The 18,743-nt window shown below is 74.2% G+C and carries 16 protein-coding genes and 2 tRNA genes; 8 read left to right on the top strand and 10 right to left on the bottom strand.

Annotated features, from left to right (window positions below):
- Positions 1–123 precede the first annotated feature (123 nt).
- On the top strand, positions 124–1,353 hold the full coding sequence (locus ACZ7KX_RS10385) for an MFS transporter (protein ID WP_470326106.1): 1,230 nt from the start codon (positions 124–126) through the stop codon (positions 1,351–1,353).
- Positions 1,354–1,411: 58 nt separating this feature from the next.
- Here the strand turns inward: ACZ7KX_RS10385 and ACZ7KX_RS10390 are convergent, their stop codons facing one another.
- Together ACZ7KX_RS10390 and ACZ7KX_RS10395 are read right to left on the bottom strand one after the other, a co-directional pair.
- Complete coding sequence (locus tag ACZ7KX_RS10390) at positions 1,412–2,284, bottom strand: BRO-N domain-containing protein (protein WP_470326107.1); 873 nt, start codon at positions 2,282–2,284, stop codon at positions 1,412–1,414.
- A 125-nt stretch (positions 2,285–2,409) separates the two neighbouring features.
- A complete protein-coding gene (locus tag ACZ7KX_RS10395) occupies positions 2,410–3,231 on the bottom strand; it encodes a maleylpyruvate isomerase family mycothiol-dependent enzyme (RefSeq protein ID WP_470326108.1) in 822 nt (273 codons plus the stop codon).
- A gap of 174 nt (positions 3,232–3,405) precedes the next feature.
- On the opposite strand from ACZ7KX_RS10395, the gene ACZ7KX_RS10400 reads away from it, so the two are divergent.
- The 3 genes from ACZ7KX_RS10400 to ACZ7KX_RS10410 all read left to right on the top strand — a co-directional run bounded on the left by ACZ7KX_RS10400 (position 3,406) and on the right by ACZ7KX_RS10410 (position 6,178).
- On the top strand, positions 3,406–4,203 hold the full coding sequence (locus ACZ7KX_RS10400) for a carbon-nitrogen family hydrolase (RefSeq protein ID WP_350519619.1): 798 nt from the start codon (positions 3,406–3,408) through the stop codon (positions 4,201–4,203).
- A 160-nt stretch (positions 4,204–4,363) separates the two neighbouring features.
- The gene (locus ACZ7KX_RS10405) at positions 4,364–5,416 is read left to right on the top strand and encodes a GntR family transcriptional regulator (RefSeq protein ID WP_470326109.1); all 1,053 of its coding nucleotides are present in this window, start codon (positions 4,364–4,366) and stop codon (positions 5,414–5,416) included.
- Between the two features lie 114 nt (positions 5,417–5,530).
- On the top strand, positions 5,531–6,178 hold the full coding sequence (locus tag ACZ7KX_RS10410; protein ID WP_470326110.1) for a hypothetical protein: 648 nt from the start codon (positions 5,531–5,533) through the stop codon (positions 6,176–6,178).
- A 53-nt stretch (positions 6,179–6,231) separates the two neighbouring features.
- Here the strand turns inward: ACZ7KX_RS10410 and ACZ7KX_RS10415 are convergent, their stop codons facing one another.
- Positions 6,232–7,017, bottom strand: a complete 786-nt coding sequence (locus ACZ7KX_RS10415) for an SLATT domain-containing protein (protein WP_470326111.1) — start codon at positions 7,015–7,017, stop codon at positions 6,232–6,234.
- 368 nt (positions 7,018–7,385) lie between these two features.
- Between ACZ7KX_RS10415 and purD the strand changes: the two genes are divergently transcribed.
- The 4 genes from purD (at position 7,386) to ACZ7KX_RS10435 (ending at position 13,540) form a co-directional block, all read left to right on the top strand.
- Positions 7,386–8,633: a phosphoribosylamine--glycine ligase gene (gene purD / locus ACZ7KX_RS10420; RefSeq protein ID WP_470326112.1), complete on the top strand. Its 1,248-nt coding sequence runs from the start codon at positions 7,386–7,388 to the stop codon at positions 8,631–8,633.
- A gap of 535 nt (positions 8,634–9,168) precedes the next feature.
- Complete coding sequence (locus tag ACZ7KX_RS10425; protein ID WP_470326113.1) at positions 9,169–10,767, top strand: hypothetical protein; 1,599 nt, start codon at positions 9,169–9,171, stop codon at positions 10,765–10,767.
- A 218-nt stretch (positions 10,768–10,985) separates the two neighbouring features.
- On the top strand, positions 10,986–12,527 hold the full coding sequence (locus ACZ7KX_RS10430; RefSeq protein ID WP_470326114.1) for a N,N-dimethylformamidase beta subunit family domain-containing protein: 1,542 nt from the start codon (positions 10,986–10,988) through the stop codon (positions 12,525–12,527).
- A 113-nt stretch (positions 12,528–12,640) separates the two neighbouring features.
- Entirely contained in the window at positions 12,641–13,540 is a 900-nt protein-coding gene (locus tag ACZ7KX_RS10435) for a phosphoribosylaminoimidazolesuccinocarboxamide synthase (protein WP_350519626.1), read from the top strand.
- 59 nt (positions 13,541–13,599) lie between these two features.
- Here the strand turns inward: ACZ7KX_RS10435 and ACZ7KX_RS10440 are convergent, their stop codons facing one another.
- The 7 genes from ACZ7KX_RS10440 to ACZ7KX_RS10470 all read right to left on the bottom strand — a co-directional run bounded on the left by ACZ7KX_RS10440 (position 13,600) and on the right by ACZ7KX_RS10470 (position 18,299).
- Positions 13,600–14,220 (bottom strand): response regulator transcription factor, encoded by a 621-nt coding sequence (locus ACZ7KX_RS10440; RefSeq protein WP_350519627.1) that lies wholly within the window; start codon positions 14,218–14,220, stop codon positions 13,600–13,602.
- A gap of 122 nt (positions 14,221–14,342) precedes the next feature.
- Positions 14,343–15,566 carry a sensor histidine kinase gene (locus ACZ7KX_RS10445; RefSeq protein ID WP_470326115.1) on the bottom strand — a complete coding sequence of 408 codons (1,224 nt, stop codon included), beginning with the start codon at positions 15,564–15,566 and terminating at the stop codon, positions 14,343–14,345.
- An 89-nt stretch (positions 15,567–15,655) separates the two neighbouring features.
- Positions 15,656–16,492 carry an ABC transporter permease gene (locus tag ACZ7KX_RS10450; protein WP_470326116.1) on the bottom strand — a complete coding sequence of 279 codons (837 nt, stop codon included), beginning with the start codon at positions 16,490–16,492 and terminating at the stop codon, positions 15,656–15,658.
- Entirely contained in the window at positions 16,489–17,499 is a 1,011-nt protein-coding gene (locus tag ACZ7KX_RS10455; protein ID WP_470326117.1) for an ABC transporter ATP-binding protein, read from the bottom strand. The genes ACZ7KX_RS10450 and ACZ7KX_RS10455 overlap by 4 nt, the downstream gene beginning before the upstream one ends.
- Positions 17,500–17,653: 154 nt before the next feature.
- Positions 17,654–17,726: transfer RNA gene (locus ACZ7KX_RS10460), tRNA-Gly, on the bottom strand.
- A gap of 40 nt (positions 17,727–17,766) precedes the next feature.
- Positions 17,767–17,839, bottom strand: a tRNA-Gly gene (locus ACZ7KX_RS10465).
- Between the two features lie 142 nt (positions 17,840–17,981).
- Entirely contained in the window at positions 17,982–18,299 is a 318-nt protein-coding gene (locus ACZ7KX_RS10470) for a histone-like nucleoid-structuring protein Lsr2 (RefSeq protein WP_030056585.1), read from the bottom strand.
- Between the last annotated feature and the right edge of the window lie 444 nt (positions 18,300–18,743).

Genomic DNA, 18,743 nt, shown 5'->3' on the forward strand with positions numbered 1-18,743 from the left:
ACTGCCGGGCCCCCGACCGCCCATGCGCCCGCGCCCGCACCCGTTTCCGGCCCCGCACCCGTTTCCGGCCCCGTTCCCGTTTCCGGCCCCGTTCCCGCGCCGCCGGGTGGCCGTGCCGCCTGGGTGGCCTGGTCCGTCGGCGTCAGCGTCTACGTCCTGGCGGTCATCCACCGCACCAGCCTCGGCGTGGCCGGGCTGGACGCCGCCGACCGCTTCGGCATCGGCGCCTCGGCGCTCTCCACCTTCTCCATCCTCCAGGTGCTGGTCTACGCGGCCATGCAGATCCCGGTCGGCCTGCTGGTGGACCGCTTCGGGCCGCGCCGGGTGCTGCTGCTCGGCGTCGTGCTGCTCAGCACCGGTCAGCTGGCCTTCGCGTTCAGCTCCTCCTTCGCCCCCGCGCTGGCCTCCCGGGCGGTGCTCGGCTGCGGCGACGCGATGACCTTCATCAGCGTGCTGCGGATCGCCGCCCGCTGGTTCCCGGCCGCCCGGAACCCGTTCGTGGCCCAGCTGACCGGTCTGGCCGGGATGGGCGGCAACCTGGTCACCACCGTGGTGCTGGCGCAGGCGCTGCACAGCGAGGGCTGGACGCCCACCTTCGCCGCGACCGCGCTGCTCGGCGTGGCGGTGTTCGCGCTGGTCGCGCTGTTCCTCCGGGAGGCCCCGGCGCAGGCGGAACCGATCCGGCCGGTCGAGCACCGGGAGCGGCCCGGGGTCGGCCGGCAGGTCCTGGACTGCTGGCGGGAGCCCGGCACCCGGCTCGGTCTGTGGATCCACTTCACCACCCAGTTCCCCGGCAACGCCTTCGGCCTGCTCTGGGGCCTGCCCTACCTGGTGCAGGCGCAGGGCATGTCCAGGGCCGGGGCGGGCGGGATGCTGACCCTGCTGGTGCTCAGCAACATGAGCTTCGGGTTCCTGTTTGGCCGCCTGCTCTCCCGCACCGCGCGCGCCCACATGCCGATCGTGCTGACCGTCATCGCCACCACCGCGCTCGGCTGGGCGCTGGTGCTGGCCTGGCCCGGTGGGCACCCGCCGGTGTGGCTGCTGGTCGGGATCATCCTGGTGATGGGCAGCAACGGCCCGGCCTCGCTGGTCGGCCTGGACTACGCGCGCTCCCGGAACCCCGCGGAACGGCTCGGCACCGCCTCCGGAATCGTCAACATGGGCGGATTCATCGGCACGATGATCACCCTCTTCGGCGTCGGCGTGCTGCTGGACGCCCTCACCCCGGAAGGCATCGACGGCTACCCGGCCGATGCCTTCCGCTGGGCGTTCTGCTGGCAGTACGTCCCGCTGGCGGTGGGGACGCTGATGATCCTCCGGTTGCGGCGGAGGGTCGTGGCGTCGGAGACGTAGGGTTTCCGACCTGCGAAGACGTGCCGTCCCTCGCTTCACCCGAGGGTCGGCGGGGGCATCAGCGGCCGTAGGCCCGCAGGAACGCGGCCATCTGCGGCGGAGTCCCGAAGAGCCGGGCGCCGTGCAGTTCCGCACGCATCGGCCCGTGGTGGGGCCCGGGCCCGGGCCCGGTGTCGGGGGCCGGTCGCGCCTCGCGCCGCAGGCGGATCAGGTCCACCAGCTTCAGCTTCGGGCATCCGGGGACGACCCGGCTGCCCCGGATCCCGACCCGCTCCCCGCCCGGGCAGGCGAAGTACGCGCCGAACGGCGGCCCGCTGTCCTCCTCCCGGGTCGGCAGGTGGAGGACCATCTCCCCGTGCCGGCAGTGGACCGTCCCGTCGGCGTGGACGGTCAGCCCCGGCCAGTCCTCGTGGTCGATCTCCGCGACGATCTGCACCTGCTGCCCGATCGCCTCGGCCAGGGTCTCCGCCATCCGCCGCTGCTGCGTCGGGACGTCGGTGTCCCCGCGGCGGACGGAGGGGAGCAGGTCGCGGGTGACCCAGTCCTGGAAGGGCCGGGCATTGGGCTTCCTCGACCTCATCACGAGGGTGTACAGCCCCGCCTCACTGACGACGCTCAGCAATGGATTTCCGCGGACGGGTCCATTCCCACCTGCGGAAACGTCGTATGGGTGAGTTGAACTCACCCATACCGAGCGAGTGTCGACGGTCCGCTGGTCGGCGGGGCCGACCATTCGTCCGGCCCAGCCCGGGCTGCCTCGGTCGAGCACGGCGCACACGTCCCGGGTCGCGAACCACGGCTCGCCGTCGATCATCACGACCCTGATCGGTTGCCCCGTGACCGGGAAGCTCGACCGCACCAGCACCATCCGTTCCTGCTGTTCCCGTTCGTCGTCCATCGGGACGTTCCTCCTTCTTCCGGGTGATGGCATGACTGCCCGGAACAACGAGGCCGAACGGGTGAGGTGGCTGGTGCTGCATTGACGTGCGGATGCACGAGAGGTGCCGACCCGGCGTGCGTTGGTGCGTGTACGCCGGGTGGCGTGCGCCGTGGGCCTCAGATGGTGACGGAGAAGTTCGCCAGCACCCGGTCGGCCAGTTCCTTGTCGCCCTCCACCGACACCGGTCCCGGGCGGCCGCGGCCGCAGGCGAGCCGGACGTACGTCTCCCAGCCCATGCTGAGCTGGACGTCGGGGGCCAGGCTGATCGACTCGTCCACGGTGCAGTGGCCGGTGGCGTCGACCCGGACGGTGCGCAGGAACTCCACCGGGCCGGTGATGTCCAGCACCATGGCCGTCCCGGCGGGGACGCCGGCCTTGTTGGCGACGGCCTTGGGCAGCAGCTCCAGCAGGAGGTCCCGGGTGATCAGGGCGGCCGGGGCGTCCAGGTTGCCGGGGGCGTCCAGGGCGCGGCGCAGGTCCTGCTCGTGCACCCAGACGTCGAAGGCCCGCATCCGCAGGAGCTCGTGGTACGGGACGTCCCGGGCGAGCGGGCCGGCCGGCCAGCGGACCGGCTCGCCGGGCGTCTGCTTGGCGTTCCGCAGCGCCCGGGAGCGGCGGATGATCGTGTACTCCAGCTCGCTGGTCATCTCCAGCGCGGTGTGGCAGCGGCGCTTGTCCACCGGCAGCTCGACGTAGCGGGCGAACTCGGTGGTCACGTGACGGAGGTCACGCGGCAGGGAGTGGATCGGGCGGGGGTCGCCGAGGAGCTCGGACTCGACCGCGATGACGTGCGAGACGACGTCCCGGACGGACCAGCCGGGGCACTCGGTGGCCCGGTTCCAGGAGCCCTCGGGGAGGGGGGCGACCAGCTCCGATATGGACTCGATGCTCTGGGTCCACGCCTCGGTGTAAGCCTGCACGGTCTGGTTGTCCGTCACGGGAATCTCCGGCCCTCCGTCAGCTTCCTTGCCGCCTGTGCCCCGCCGTCACCGCCGGCCGGGATGGTCCGGCTTTCCGGGCGCACACGCTAACCGCACGTTACGCTGCCGGGGAACAGCAGGGCAGCGCTTTCGGGTGACGATCGTAGGACTCTTGCCGTGGACGGTGGTACTGTGCGCGCTTCATTGATCCAACTCGCGGTCTCCGACGCCGAGCCGCCCGCCGAGCGGCGGGCCAGGGCGGCGGCGCTGGTGCGGGCCCAGCAGGGCGCCGACCTGGTGGTGCTGCCGGAGCTGTGGCCGCTCGGCGGTTTCGCGTACGACCTCTGGTCGGACGGTGCGGAGGGCCTGGACGGGCCCACCTCGGACGCGATGGCGGCCGCCGCCCGGGCCGCCGGGGTCTGGCTGCACGCCGGTTCGATCGTCGAGCGGGACCCGGACGGGCCGATCTACAACACCTCGATGCTGTTCGCCCCGGACGGCGAGCTGGTGCACACCTACCGCAAGATCCACCGCTTCGGCTTCGACAGCGGCGAGGCCGTGGTGATGGGCGCCGGCCAGGAGATCGTCACCGCGCCCACCGACTTCGCCACGCTGGGCCTGGCCACCTGTTACGACCTGCGCTTCCCGGAGCTGTTCCGGGCGCTGCTGGACGCCGGTGCGCAGCTGCTGGTGGTCCCGGCGGCCTGGCCGGCCCGGCGGCGCGAGCACTGGACGCTGCTGGCCCGCGCGCGGGCGGTGGAGGAGCAGGCCTTCGTGCTGGCCTGCAACACGGCCGGGACGCACGCCGGGGTGGAGCAGGCCGGGCACAGCATCGTGGTGGACCCGTGGGGCCGGGTGCTGGCCGAGGCGGGGACGGAGGAGGAGGTGCTGACGGTCGACTTCGACCCGTCCGAGGTGGCCGCGGCGCGCAAGGACTTCCCGGTGCTGCGGGACCGCCTGCTGGGGATCCCGGCACCGGTCCAGCGCTAGTCGGTCCGGCCCCGGTCGGACCGGCAGGGGCCGGGGGACCGTCTTGTCGGAGGGTTGGTTCGGACCTGGCCCGGGCGGGTTTGAGAAGATGAGCACTCGTCGTGTTCCCGCCGGTCCGTCCAGGGTCGGCACGGTCGGCCCGCCCGAGGAGGTCGCGCCCATGCCTGTCGACGGCGCAGGCACCCCCCGTCCCGTCATCCACCGCAACAGCCTGCGCGAGCAGATCGCCGGCGCGCTGCGGGAGGAGATGATGGCCGGCCGACTGGCGGCCGGCCGCAACTTCACCGTCAAGGAGATCGCCGAGCTGTACGGCGTCTCCGCGACCCCGGCCCGCGAGGCGTTGGTCGACCTCGGCGCCCAGGGGCTGCTGCGGGCCGAGCACCACCGGGGCTTCACCGTGCCCGAGCTGTGCTGGGACGACTTCCTGGAGATCTTCGAGTCCCGGGTCCTGCTCACCGACAGCTTCCACCGGCAGTTCTCCACCCGCCGGGCCCTGCCCGACCTCAGCCGGCTGCCCTCGCTGCGCCGCCGGGCCGACGCGGCCGTCCGGGCCGCCCGGGCCGGGAACCTGGACGTGATGGTGGGCTGCGACCGCCGGTTCTGGCAGGAGGTCGCCGGACTGCTGGGCAACCGGCGGGTCGCCGACTACCTGGACTGGCTGCGGGTGCAGTCCTGGATGTTCGCCGCGCCCTACCTTCGGGAGATGCCCCGCCTGGCCGGGGTCTGCTGGGACCGCCACCAGGACCTGGTCGGGGCGGTCGAGGCGCACGACCTGGCCGGCGCGTACCGGATCATCTGCGAGTACAACCTGTCCACCGTGCGGCTGCTGGCCGAGCTGGCCGGGCAGCCGCTGGAGTCGGTGACGGTCCTGGGGCTGCTCACCGAGACCACCGGGACGCAGCCGCCGCCCGTCCCGGTCGGGCCGTCGGCCGCCGAGCCGGGGCCCGGCTCCGTCGTCGAGCCCACACGGCCCACACAGCCCACCGAGCCCGTCGGCCCCACCGAGCCCGGCGGGCCCGGTGCGGTGCGCGGCGAGCGGCCGCTGCGCGGTGACGAGGTCGGCCGTGAGCTGGGCCGTGAGCTGGGGCTGGGCCTCGGCCTGGTGCCGCAGCCCCGCGCGGTGCCCCACGGCCGGTTCGGCCGGCGGCCGTCTCCGGCGCCCCCCGAGGCCCCGCTGGGACGGCCCGACCCGCACGCCGCCCCGGGCCGGTAGGGTGACGGGCGTCGAACCGGGCGTCCGCGAAGGGCCGTCCGGGTACCGACCCCGCCCCCGTCGTCGCCCCGCCCCGCGGGCGATCCCCCACCGCCCGGAGAGGAACTGCCGGCCATGGCCTGCGACCTCTGGCTCGTCCCGCTGGTGGACGTGCTGAGCCACAGCCCCGACAACCCCTTCCGGGACGATCTAGCCCTCTACAACGAGGTGTTGGCCTCGCGCGGGCTGCCCGGGGTGCCGGTCTACCAGTACGTCCCGGGCATCAGCGGCGCGGTCGAGCCGATAGCCGCCTTCGACTACGACTCGCTGCACTTCCTGCGCCGCGCCTACCTGCTGGGCCTCACCGGCCTGGACATCACCCCGGTCGACGCGCTCGGCGGCGACTACGAGCAGCTGCTGGAGATGTTCGAGAGCAGCGCCGAACAGTCGCACCTGGTCTGGCACTTCGACCACGCGGGCGCGTACGTTCCGGTCGAGTTCGCGGTGCCGCTGGTGGACGAAGCGCTGCTCGCCTCCGGCGGCCCGCTCGGCTCCAGCCACGGACTGCTGCGCGAACTGCAGGCGGTGGCACCGGCGCTGGGCATCGACCCGCTCAACCCGCCGGACCCCACCCGGCCGCTCGGCCCGACCGGCCTGGAGCAGCCGTTCGGGCCGCCGATCGACGACGTGCACCCCTTCGCCCGGGAGCGGCACGCCTGGTCGGGCCTGTACGCGGCGGCGACCAGGAGCGTCACCCAGGGCTCGATGATCGTCTTCGCCTAGTGCCACGGAGGCCTGCCGGCGGCCCACCGTGGCTCGGCGTGGGCCTCCGGGCCCTAGCGCAGCGGCCCCTCCGGCGGCCGCTGGCGCGGCATGGTGGGCCGGGTGCCCGGCGGCGGCAGCACCCGCACCTGGGCGCCCACCCCGGGCTCGGAGCGGCCGCCCCAGCTCCCGGGGGCCTGGGTGGGCAGCTGGGTCATCGAGGCGCGGAACTCCAGCATCCACTCCGAGGTCTCGGTGCGGACCATGTCCGAGACGTCCTCGCAGAACCGGCGCAGCACGCCCAGGCAGCGTTCCGCGGCCTCGCCCGCGGTGCCCTCGGTGGGGCCGAGCACCTCGCGCACGCACTCCGAGGCCCAGTCGAACTGGAAGGCCTCCAGCCGGCGCTGCAGGGCCTGCCCGGTGGAGACGTCCCGCATCCAGCCCGAGCTGAGGCCGAAGGCCCGGTCGGCGCCGTAGCAGGCGGCGGAGAGCGCCAGGCCGACGTAGCCCCAGCTGGCGCCGTGCGCGAAGCTGCCGGCGAGGTCGACCAGCGGGGCCGTCACGGCGCCCACCGCGAACCCGGCCGAGCCGAACCGCAGCAGGCGCGCCCACCGGCGCTTCCAGACCCGGTCCCGGCGGTACCACTCGATCGCCTCGACCGCCCGCTCCTCGGACCAGCGGTAGAGCTCCTCCAGTCGCTCGGCCGGCTCGCCCCAGTCCCCGAGGGGGAACTGTCGGGTGCTCAGATCGGTTCGGCGGCGGGTGGGCTCCCGGCGGACCACGGCGGTGGCGGGCGGGTCCTCCTCACCGATCTCCTTGCCCCAGGCACTCTCCTCGGGCTGCATTTCCGGCTGGCTCACCTGTGGGGCTCCCTGTGGCGGGCGGGCGGCTGGGTCTGGCGGCGCATCGGCTGACGTGGCGTCTGCCGGTGGTTGTCCAACAGCACTTCTTACCGCCAAATGGCTGACCGTGGGGGAGCTTCCCGGTTGATCGTTACCGGTTCAAGCCATCGGAACCCGAGGTGAGCGGGTTGCGGGGGGCGGCGAGATTTCACCCGTCCGAGCGAGGGCCCGGTGACCCGTGGTCGTGACCCGGACACCCAGCGCCCACCCGGGGCGCCCGGGCTTGGAGGATCCTCCGGTATCGTCGGCGTACGGATCTCTTCTCCTGGAGGATCCGACGGGACCGGAGAGCGGCCGGAACAGGCCACCGACTACGCTTGCGTGGCGTGAAGGTCCTCGTCATCGGCGGCGGCGCCCGCGAACACGCCCTGTGCCGCTCTCTGTCCCAAGATCCCGCTGTCACCGAGCTGCACTGTGCCCCGGGCAACGCCGGGATCGCACGGGTGGCGACGGTCCACCCGGTCGACCAGCTCGACGGTGCCCAGGTCACCGAGCTGGCCCGGCGGCTCGGCGCCGCCCTGGTGGTGGTCGGCCCGGAGGCCCCGCTGGTCGCCGGCGTCGCCGACGCCGTGCGCGCGGCCGGCATCCCGGTCTTCGGCCCCTCCGGCGCAGCCGCGCAGCTGGAGGGCTCCAAGGCCTTCGCCAAGGACGTGATGGCCGCTGCCGGCGTCCCCACGGCCCGCTCCTACGTCTGCACCACCGCCGCCGAGGCCGCCGAGGCGCTGGACGCCTTCGGCGCCCCGTACGTGGTCAAGGACGACGGCCTGGCCGCCGGCAAGGGCGTCGTGGTCACCTCCGACCGCGAGGCCGCGCTGGCGCACGCCGCCTCCTGCGAGCGCGTGGTCATCGAGGAGTACCTGGACGGCCCCGAGGTCTCGCTGTTCGCGATCACCGACGGCACCACCGTCCTCCCGTTGCAGCCCGCGCAGGACTTCAAGCGTGCGCTGGACGGCGACGAGGGCCCCAACACCGGCGGCATGGGTGCCTACTCGCCGCTGCCGTGGGCGCCCGCCGGGCTGGTCGAGGAGGTGCTGGAGACCGTCCTGCAGCCGACCGTGGACGAGCTGCGCCACCGCGGCACCGAGTTCTCCGGCCTGCTGTACGCGGGCCTGGCGCTCACCTCCCGCGGCACCCGGGTGATCGAGTTCAACGCGCGCTTCGGCGACCCGGAGACCCAGGTCGTGCTGGCCCGGCTGCGCACCCCGCTGGCCGGCGTGCTGCTGGCCTCGGCCAACGGCACCCTGGACCAGCTGGAGCCGCTGCGCTGGGACGACGGCGCGGCCGTCACCGTGGTCGTCGCCTCCGAGGGCTACCCGGCCGCGCCGCGCACCGGCGACCCGATCGAGGGCCTGGCCGAGGCCGAGGCGGACGGCACCGCGTTCGTGCTGCACGCCGGGACCGAGGCGGGCGAGGACGGGCAGGTGCTGAGCGCCGGCGGCCGCGTGCTGTCGGTCACCGCGACCGGCGCCGACCTGGCCGAGGCGCGCGAGCGCGCGTACGCCGCGGTGGACCGGATCTCGCTCAAGGGCGGCCAGCACCGCACCGACATCGCGCTGAAGGCGGCCACCGCGTAGGGCAGTTAGGCCGAGCCGAGCCCGTACCGGGGGCGCTGCGGACCGTGGGAATCAACCCCATGGACGCAGCGCCCCCGGCGTTTCGGGGCCGGACCGCTTCCGGGGGCCGACGCACCGATCGGCCGACGGATTCCAGCCCATCGGGTGACAGCGCCCGCATCCGGCTGACGTAACGGGGCGCCCGGCCTTATGGTGCGCTGGATCGCAGTGCGCGGGGCCCGCGCGCCGGGGGCGCCGCCGGGTAGCGGCGCCCCTGCGGGGGGATGCTGGACGGCGTCCGGCCGGGCGGTCGCCGGGTGCTTCGCACCGGACCGGTCGCGGGCGTCCGGAATCCGGGCGACGTCACCGGGACGAGTGGAAACCGGGGCGATCCGGAACGACCACCCGCGCCGGGGCGTCGAAAATGTCAATAGCGCCACGCAGCATGCACTACCGGGATCGGACGCCTCCGCTTCCCGGTCGGAACTGATCGTTTCGAGTCGGCTCAGGGCCCGTCGTCGGGCGCCCGAGGGCTCCGAAGGGGGTGCCGCACCGTATGGCCGCTGTCGACACCGCGCGCGCTCACGCCCAGGCGGTCCTGCGGGTCCGAGGCCTCGCCCTGGCCGCCGCCGTCCTGCCCGCCGCCGTGGCGGTGGTCCTGCTCGCGGGCCGGTTCACCGGCCGGATCGGCGCGCCCGGCGCCGCCGACGCCGCCGGCTGGGACGCCGTCCGCTGGGCGGTCTGCGCGGTCGCCGCGCTGACCCTGCTGGTCGCCGGGCTGACCGCCCGCGCCCTGCACCGGGCCGAGCCGCCCCGGACCCCCGCCGTGCCGCTGGAACGCGCCGAGGCCCCCGAGCTGTACCGGCTGATCGCCGAACTCGCGGACCGGCTGGACGTCCCCGCGCCCTCCGCGGTCGCCCTCACCCCGGACTGCGACAGCTGGCTGGAGGACGTCCCGCCGGTGCGGCGGCCGGGCCCGCCACGGCCGCACCCGCTGCGCCCGCACCCCGAGCCGCCCGCCCCGGTCCTGGTGATCGGTTCGCCCTTCCTCTGGTGGATGCGGGCCGGCGAGTTGCGCGCCCTGCTGGCCCCGGTGGTGGCCGGCGCCGCCGCCTCCGCCGATCCGGAGATCGCCGCCGCCCGCCGGTTCCTGCGCAGCCTGGACGCCTGCCTGGACTCCGGCCGGGGCACGTCCCCCGGCCTCGGCGGCGGAACCCTGGCCGCCCCGCCCCGGCCGCCGCGGCGCGGTCCGGCCGCGCTCGCCGACCGGATCGCCCGCCGGATCGCCCGTCGGCTGCTCGGCGCCTGCCGCGGCCACTCCGCCGAACTGGAGCGCTCCGTCGCGAGCTGGGCCTCCGAGCAGGCCAGGGTGGTCGACTACGGCCTGCGGATCGCCGCCCAGGAGCAGGTCGGCCTCGCCTACGCCGGCTGGGACCGGCTGCTCACCCGGGTCGCGCTGCCCGCCTGGCGGCTCGGCCGCCACCCCGCCCACCTCAACGCCGGCGTGGTCGCCGCCCTCACCGAGCTGTCCCGCCGCGACCGGCTGGCCGACGGCTACGGCACCCGGCTCGGCGACCGCCCCGCCTGCGACCTGCTGGAGGAGCCCGGAGCCGTCGACCGGGCGGTCTCCCGGCTCGCGGCCGAGCTGTTCTTCGGCCGCCCGGCAGCCGGCGCCTGGCACGAGCTGGAGTGGGCCGACTACCCGGCCGACGTGGTGGACGCCGGCTGGCGGGCGGGCGCCGCCGCCCTGCAGGCCCCACTGGACCGGCTCGCCCCGCACTCCCGCCCCGGCGCCCCGACCCTCACCCGGCTGCTGCTGCGGCTCGCCGAGGGCGACGGCGAACGGCTGGCCGCCGCGCTCGCCGCCCAGGTGGCCCGCACGACCGCCCCGGCCCCGCTGCTGGAACCCGACCGCACCGGTCGCGACCTGCTGGTCGACCACGTCACCGCGATGGTCTGCTGCGCGGCCGTGGACACCGCCGGCGGCGCCCCCGGGCTGGACTGGCTGGACGGCCCGGTGCTGCTGCTCGGAGGGGTCCGCCGCACCGACCTGGCCGGCCCGGTCGCCCAGGCCGTCGAGCAGGGCCAGGACGGCCCGCTGCGCGCCTGGCTGGACGCCGCCGACGTCCGCCTGGAGAAACCCGTCCGGCTGTGACGGGTGGGACGGCGCTCGACACCCCCGCACGCGCCCCCGGACGACTCGGCCGCCGGTCGTCTCCGCAGGCCGGAGGCCCCCTCCGGGCGGACCGCGAGATTCCCGGCACCAATTGCCACCGGAGGGTGACGGAGCGCCAGCACTCTGTGGTGTATTAGACCGCACGCACATCCGGGGGGCACGTGCCAACCGGGCGGAAGTGCACCTGGGAGGGGCGCGTGGGCACCGAACTCAACCGCCGCTGGGAGTCCGGAACGCACGCCTACAGCGTCTCCGACCCCTTCGGACAGGGCCCGCTGCCCTGGCTGCGCAGCCCGGACCAGTACCTGGCCGGAGCGGAGGGCGCCGTCCCCTGGTACGTCTCGGTGGACGCGCCCGGCCAGCAGCCGCTGACCGCCGGGGCCCGGCCCAAGCCGTCGGTCGGCACCCCGCAGAGCTCCAACGACGTGGACCAGCAGATCAAGGGCTTCGCCTCGGCCGGGGTGATCCGCCCGGGCGGCTCGGTGGACTTCCGGGTCACCGTCAACCCGCCCCGCGAGTTCACCGTGAGCGTCTTCCGGATCGGCCACTACGGCGGCGACGGCGCCCGCCACATGACCACCAGCCCGCCGGTCTCCGGCCTCGCCCAGCCCGCCCCGCTGGTGGTCGACCGGACGGTCTCCTGCCACCACTGGTGGCACTCCTGGCGGCTGCAGATCCCGGCGCACTGGAAGCCCGGCGCGTACGTCGCCGTGCTGACCACCTCGGACACCGCGCACCGCAGTCACATCCCGTTCACCGTGCGGGACTTCGAGGACCGCGGGCACAACACCGCCGAGCTGCTCCTGGTGCTCCCGGACGTGACCTGGCAGGCGTACAACCTCTTCCCGGAGGACGGCCGCACCGGCGCCAGCCTCTACCACGCCTGGGACGGCCGGGGCGGCCTGCTCGGCGAGCCGGAGGCGGCCGTCACCGTCTCCTTCGACCGCCCGCACGCCACCGCGGGGCTGCCGCTGCACGTCGGCCACGCGTACGACTTCATCCGCTGGGCCGAGCGCTACGGCTACGACCTCTCCTACGCCACCGCCACCGACCTGCACGCCGGCCTGGTCGACCCCGCCCGGCACCGGGCGCTGGTCTTCCCCGGCCACGACGAGTACTGGTCCGCCCCGATGCGCCGGGCCGCCGAACGGGCCCGGGACGGCGGCACCTCGCTGGTGTTCCTCTCCGCCAACACCATGTACTGGCGGGTCGAGCTGACCGCCGCCGCCTCCGGCGAGCCCAACCGGCTGCTCAACTGCCGCAAGCGGCAGAAGGTCGGGCCCGGCAGCCCGGCCGCGGGCGTGTCCGGCTCCGCCAGCGCGCTGTGGCGGGACGCGGGGGAGCCCGAGCAGCACCTGCTCGGGGTGCAGTACTCGGGCCGGGTCGCCGCGCCCGTCCCGCTGGTCGCCCGGCACACCGCGCACTGGCTCTGGGACGGCACCGGCCTGCAGGAGGGCGACGAGCTGCCCGGCCTGGTCGCCGGCGAGGCCGACCGGTACTACCCCAAGGTGGCGCTGCCCGAGCACACCGAACGCGTGCTGCTGGCCCACTCGCCCTACCAGGACCTGTCGGGCCGCACCCGATACCAGGAGACCTCGCTGTACCGGGCGCCCAGCGGCGCGTACGTCTTCGCGGCCGGCACCTTCGCCTGGTCGCCCGCGCTGGGCCGCCCGGGACTGACCGACGAGCGGATCCAGCGGGCCACCGCCAACCTGCTGGACCGGCTCTGCAAGAACTGAGCCCCGGCGGCCCCGGGGGAGCGGGACCGGCGGTCGTGAAAGACTGCGGGGGCAGTGACCTCCCCTTTCGCAGTGCCCCGCGCCCGCGAACGACCCCTGAGGACTGAGACACCTTGAGCGGATTTGTCACCAAGCCCGAGCCGGTCCAGGTACCCGGCCTGGTCCACCTGCACACCGGCAAGGTGCGCGACCTCTACCGCACCGAGTCGGGTGAGCTGGTCATGGTCGCCAGCGACCGGACGTCCGCCCACGACTGGGTGCTGCCGAACGAGATCCCCGACAAGGGCCGCGTCCTCACCCAGCTGTCGCTGTGGTGGTTCGAGCGGATCGCGGACATCGTCCCCAACCACGTGATCTCCACCGAGGTCCCGGCCGGCGCCCCCGCCGACTGGAAGGGCCGCACGCTGGTCTGCCGCAGCCTGGACATGATCCCGGTCGAGGCCGTCGCCCGCGGGTACCTGGCCGGCTCCGGCCTGACCGAGTACGAGCAGAGCCGCACGGTCTGCGGCATCGCCCTGCCGGAGGGCCTGGAGAACAGCTCCGAGCTGCCCGCCCCGATCTACACCCCGGCGCTCAAGGCCGAGGTCGGCGAGCACGACGAGAACGTGCCCTACGAGGAGACCGCCCGCCGGATCGGCGCCGAGCTGGCGAACCAGCTGCGCCGCACCACCCTGGACGTCTACGCCCGCGCCCGGGACATCGCCCGCGAGCGCGGCATCATCCTGGCCGACACCAAGTTCGAGTTCGGCCTGCTGGACGGCGAGCTGGTGATCGGCGACGAGGTGCTCACCCCCGACTCCTCGCGCTACTGGCCGGCCGACGAGTACCGGCCGGGCCGCTCGCAGTCCTCGTTCGACAAGCAGCTGATCCGCGACTGGCTGGTCTCCCCGGCCTCCGGCTGGGACCGCCACGGCGAGCTGCCGCCGCCGGCGCTGCCGGACGAGGTCGTCGAGCAGACCCGGGCCAAGTACATCGAGGTCTACGAGCGGCTGACCGGCACCACCTGGGCCTGACGCCCACGGGGACGCCCCCACGGGGACGCCCCGAGGACGCCCGCGGGCACGGCTGCGGCTCAGATCCAGCCGTGCTCGCGGGCGATCCGCACCGCCGCGTGCCGGTTCTCCGCGCCCAGCTTGGTGGCCGCCGAGGACAGGTAGTTGCGGACGGTGCCCTGGGAGAGCGCGGCCCGCTCGGCGATCTCGGCGATCGGGGTGCCGTCGGCGGCGAGCTCCAGGACGTCCGTCTCGCGCGGGGTCAGCGGGGTCTCGCCCGCGCTGATCGCGTCCGCCGCCAGCTCCGGGTCCACGTACCGGCCGCCGGAGCGCACGGTGCGGATGATGCCCGCCAAGTCCGCCGCCGAGACGGTCTTCGGCAGGAAGCCGCGCACCCCGACCTCCAGCGCCCGCTTCAGGTAGCCGGGGCGGCCGTGCCCGGTGACGATCATGCAGCGGCAGTCCGGCAGCAGCCGGCGCAGCTCGGCGCTCACCTCGATGCCGTCCTTGCCGGGCATCTGGAGGTCCAGCACCGCGACGTCCGGCCGGTGCGCCTGCGCCATCGCCAGGGCCTCCGGGCCGGAGCCAGCCTGCGCGACCACCTCGATGTCGTCCTCCAGCGAGAGCAGCGCGGCCAGCGCGCCCCGGATCAGGTGCTCGTCGTCGGCGAGCAGGACGCGGACGGGCGCGGTGTCGGTCATCGGTCGGCACTTCCTCGGGTCGCTCGGGTCGTTCGGGGCGCCCGGGTCGTTCGGATCGCCCGGGTCGTTCGGGGCGCCCGGGTCGTTCGGGGCGCCCCGGTCCGTTCGGTTCGGCCGTCCGCTCAGTTCGGCAGCGGGACGGTGGCGAGCATCCGGAAGACGCCGGGCCCGGAGGTCGGCACGGTCAGCTCGCCGTCGTGGGTGGCGAGCCGCTCGCGCAGGCCGTGCAGCCCGGTGCCGCCGCCCTGGGAGGGGAGCGGCACGGCGGGCACCCCGTCATTCTCCAGCTCCAGCACTGCCCGTCCGCCCTCCCGGCGCAGCCGGATCAGGCAGCGCTCGGCCTCACTGTGCCGCAGCACGTTGGTGGTGGCCTCGCGGATCACCCAGCCGAACACCGCCTGGACGTGCGGCGGCAGTTCGTCGGCGTCCTCGCCGAGGTCGATCTCGCAGGCGACGTCGGCGGAGCGGAGCACCGCGCGGGCGCCGATCGCCTCGGCGTGCAGGTCGGCGGTGCGGTAGCCGCGGATGACGTCGCGGACCTCGCGCTGCGACTCCTGGGCGATCCGCTGCACCTCGGCCATCTGCTCGGCGGCCTCGGGACGGCCCCGGCGGGCGAGCTGGACGGCGAGTTCGCTCTTCAGCGCGATCGTGGTGAGGTTGCGGCCCATGACGTCGTGCAGGTCGCGGGAGAAGCGCAGCCGTTCCTCGGCGACGGCCAGCCGGGACTGCGTCTCGCGGGCGCCGTCCAGTTCCCAGACCACCGCGGTCAGCCAGGCGAAGCTGCGGCAGCTCAGCGCGATCAGGGGCATTCCGAGCAGCGTGCCGATCAGCTGCCCGACGGTGGTGCCGGCACTCACCCCGGCCAGCACCATCGCCGGGGCGACCGCCGCGGCGAGGGCGACGGCGGCCGGGGCGGACCACCGCAGCCGGAGGCCGACGGAGATCGGGCCGTAGGCGACGATCAGCAGGACGGTGGCGACCAGGACGGTGGACGGCGGAGTGCCGGTCCCGTCCGCCCGCGGGCCGGCCAGCAGCAGTGCCCAGATGCCGCCGACGGTGACCGCGCCGTTGATGACGAGCCAGCGGCGGTGGTCGGCCGGCCGGCCGAGGTAGTGGTCGAGCGAGGTCCGGCAGGCCCGGATGCCGACCAGGGTGGTGACCAGCGAGACGGCCAGGGAGACCCGGGCGGCGCCGGGCGAGTACTCGTCGAGGTGGGCACCGAGGCTGAGCAGCGCCACCGGCACCGCGGCCAGCGGCATCAGGTAGATCGACCAGCGGAAGTAGAGCTCCGCGCGGTGGGGTTTGCCGTAGCCCTTCCACCTGCGCAGTGGTGAGCGCATGTCCATGTGTCGTCCCCCCAGTTCCACCATGATCGTGCTGCTGCCTTCATATCAGAGGTCGAACCGGGGGAAATCCTTGGTTTGCTGTCGAGTGGTCAGCGGCGCGGCTCCCAGCGGAAGTAGCGCACCGCGCCCCAGACCGCCAGGCCCAGCCAGATCGCACCGATGACGAGGTGCGGGCCGGCGGCGCCCCAGCTGCCGGCGAAGCCGGTCGCGGCGGCCGAGCCGTCGGTGCCGAACCAGCCGACGCGGATCAGCTGGAAGGCCGGGGTGGTCGGCAGCAGTCGGCAGGCGTCGGCCAGCTGCGCGGGCATGACCTCCAGCGGGACGAACAGGCCGGAGCCGAGCTGGATGATCAGCATGACCGGCAGGGTGGTGATGCCGGCGCTCTCGACGGTCCTGGTGAAGGCGCTGGACAGCGCGGCCAGGGCGATCATCGTGGCCAGCACCAGCACCAGGCCGACGACCATCAGCAGCGGGTTGACCGGCACCGCCAGGTGCAGTCCGACGCTGCCGCCGATCCCGATCAGCGCGGCCATCAGCAGGCCGAGCGCGAGCGAGGGGACGGCCGTGCCGAGCAGGATCTCGATGTCCCGGGCCTCGCCGGTGCGCAGCCGCTTGAGGACCAGCTCTCCGCGCCGGGCGACGTAGGCGGCGGTCAGGTTGTAGTAGACGACGAAGGACAGCATCATCCCGACCGAGCCGTAGACCAGCAGCGAGTCGACGTCCAGCCCGGGGTTGTCCTCGGCCTGCTTGCCGAGGGTGCCCTTCAGGGAGAAGACCAGGAGCAGCGGCAGCAGCAGCGCGGTGAACATCGCCGTGCGGTTGCGCAGCAGCAGGACGGCCTCGGCGCGGCCGAGGGCGAGGAGTCGGCGGGCGGTGGTGCCCTGCGGGCCGGTGGCGGTGGGCGCGGCGGTGGCGGCGGTGGTCATCGGGCGGATCCGATCAGGCGGCGGCGGGTGGGACGGGCGGGGGCGGCGGGGGCCTGCGGCGGGGCCTGGTGGGCGGCCTCGGAGGCGATGGCAAGGAAGGCCTCCTCCAGCGAGGCGCTGCGGGCGTCCAGGGCGCCGAGCGCGACGCCGTGCCGGTGCGCCCAGTCGAGCAGGGCGTGGAGGGTGTGCTGGAGGTCGCCGGTCTGCACGGTGACCTTGCGGCCGTCGACGGTGACCTCGGCCGGGGCGAGCGGCGGGAGCGAGGTCCCGGCGAACTCGGGCAGCTCGAAGCCGATCCGGGACGGCCGTCCGGCGATCACCTCCGCGACGGTGCCGGAGGTGATGATCCGGCCGCCGTGCATGATGGCCAGCCGGTCGGCCAGCTCCTCGGCCTCCTCCAGGTAGTGCGTGGTGAGCAGCACGGTGGTGCCCTGGGCGCGCAGTTCGCGGACCAGTCGCCAGACGGCGGCGCGCGCCTCGGGGTCGAGGCCGGTGCTGGGCTCGTCCAGGAACAGCACCTCGGGACGGCCGAGCAGGGCCATCGCGAGGTCGAGTCGGCGCCGTTCGCCGCCGGACAGCTGCTTGACCCGGACGTTGCGGCGGTGGGTGAGGCCGACGAGCTCCAGGGCCTCGTCGACCGGCCGGGCGCCACTGGTCATCCCGGCCCAGACGCGGCCGGTCTCGGCGGCGGTGAGGTCGCCGGGGAAGCCGCCCTCCTGGAGCATGATGCCGATCCGGGGGCGGACGGCGGCGCGCTCCCGGTGGGGGTCGTGGCCGAGCACCCGGACGGTGCCGTCGCTGGGGGCGGCCAGGCCCTCGATGAGCTCCATGGCGGAGGTCTTGCCCGCCCCGTTGGTGCCGAGCAGGGCGAACAGCTCGCCGCGGCCGACGGTCAGGTCCACGCCCCGGACGGCGTGGTGGCCGGTGGCACCGCTGCCGTAGTGGCGGTGCAGGTCGGTGACCTCGATCACATGGTCGCTGGGGCGGGAGGGGCGGCTCGTTTCCATGCCCCAAGCCTTCCGCCGGCCCGGCCGTGCGGGCAGTGCGCGCCGTCATGACATCGCGGTGGGGATCCACGGGTCGGCGATGACAAATGTCATGGAGCATTCGCGGGCGGGAATGCCGAAGGGCCCCCTCGATCGAGGGGGCCCTTCGTTCCAGAGCGGACGACGAGATTCGAACTCGCGACCCTCACCTTGGCAAGGTGATGCTCTACCAACTGAGCCACGTCCGCATGGTCAAACTATTGAGTTGTGCTGTGCTCGCGCACTGCGAGCGGACGACGAGATTCGAACTCGCGACCCTCACCTTGGCAAGGTGATGCTCTACCAACTGAGCCACGTCCGCATGGTGCCTGGTGGGGCACCCGCCGCCTCTTCGGATCTCTCCGTTGCGGCGACGAGGAATACTCTACAGCATCGTTCGGGGTGGTCGCCCCACCCTTTCGATCCGGGCGGGCAGGGCGACCGGGGGCCTGGTGCCCCGGGGGTCAGTTCGCCTCGGCGAACGCCTCGTACACGTGCTTGGGGATGCGGCCGCGGGCCGGCAGTTCCATGCCGCGGGACAGGGCCCAGGCGCGGACGGCGGCGGGGTCCGGGGTGAGCGCGGTGCGGCGGAAGGACTTTCCGGTGCGGCTCTGGCGCCGCCCGGCGGCGACGAACGGGGCGAGGGCCTCCCGCAGCTTTTCCGCGTTGTCCACGGACAGGTCGATCTCGTACGACTTCCCGTCGACGCCGAAGTGGACGGTTTCTGCGGCGGCGCCGCCGTCCAGGTCGTCGGAGAGCGTGACAACTACACGCTGAGCCATGGGTGTCAATCCTCTCGGGCAATTCGGCCACCGGTCCACGGGGGTGCTCCCGGGGCCTGATGTGCACCAACTCGCGCAAGCGCATACGGGCAGGCCGGTGGCCCGCCTGATACGCAGCACTTGCCGCGACAGGTGGCCCTATTCTGCACCCGAAGGGGGTCGAAATCGAAGAGTCCGGCATTCTTTTCCGGATATTCACGTGTCTTCGCGGGACTGTCGGATACCGATGTGCGGGACGGGCGGATCTGTCCCCAAGTGCCGTATTCGGGTGTTCTCCGGAGGGGGCGGTTCCGGGCGTCGAAACCCCGGAAACGGGCCGCTCCGGACGGGGGGCCGGGGCGGCGGATCCCTTGCGGCGTAAGGGGCCCGGGTCTACGCGCGTCGCTATCCCCGGCCAGCAATCCTGCCCGAAACCACCGGTAGTCTGGAGTTCCCCCGCCTCAC

The organism is Kitasatospora sp. NPDC038210, from assembly GCF_055600605.1.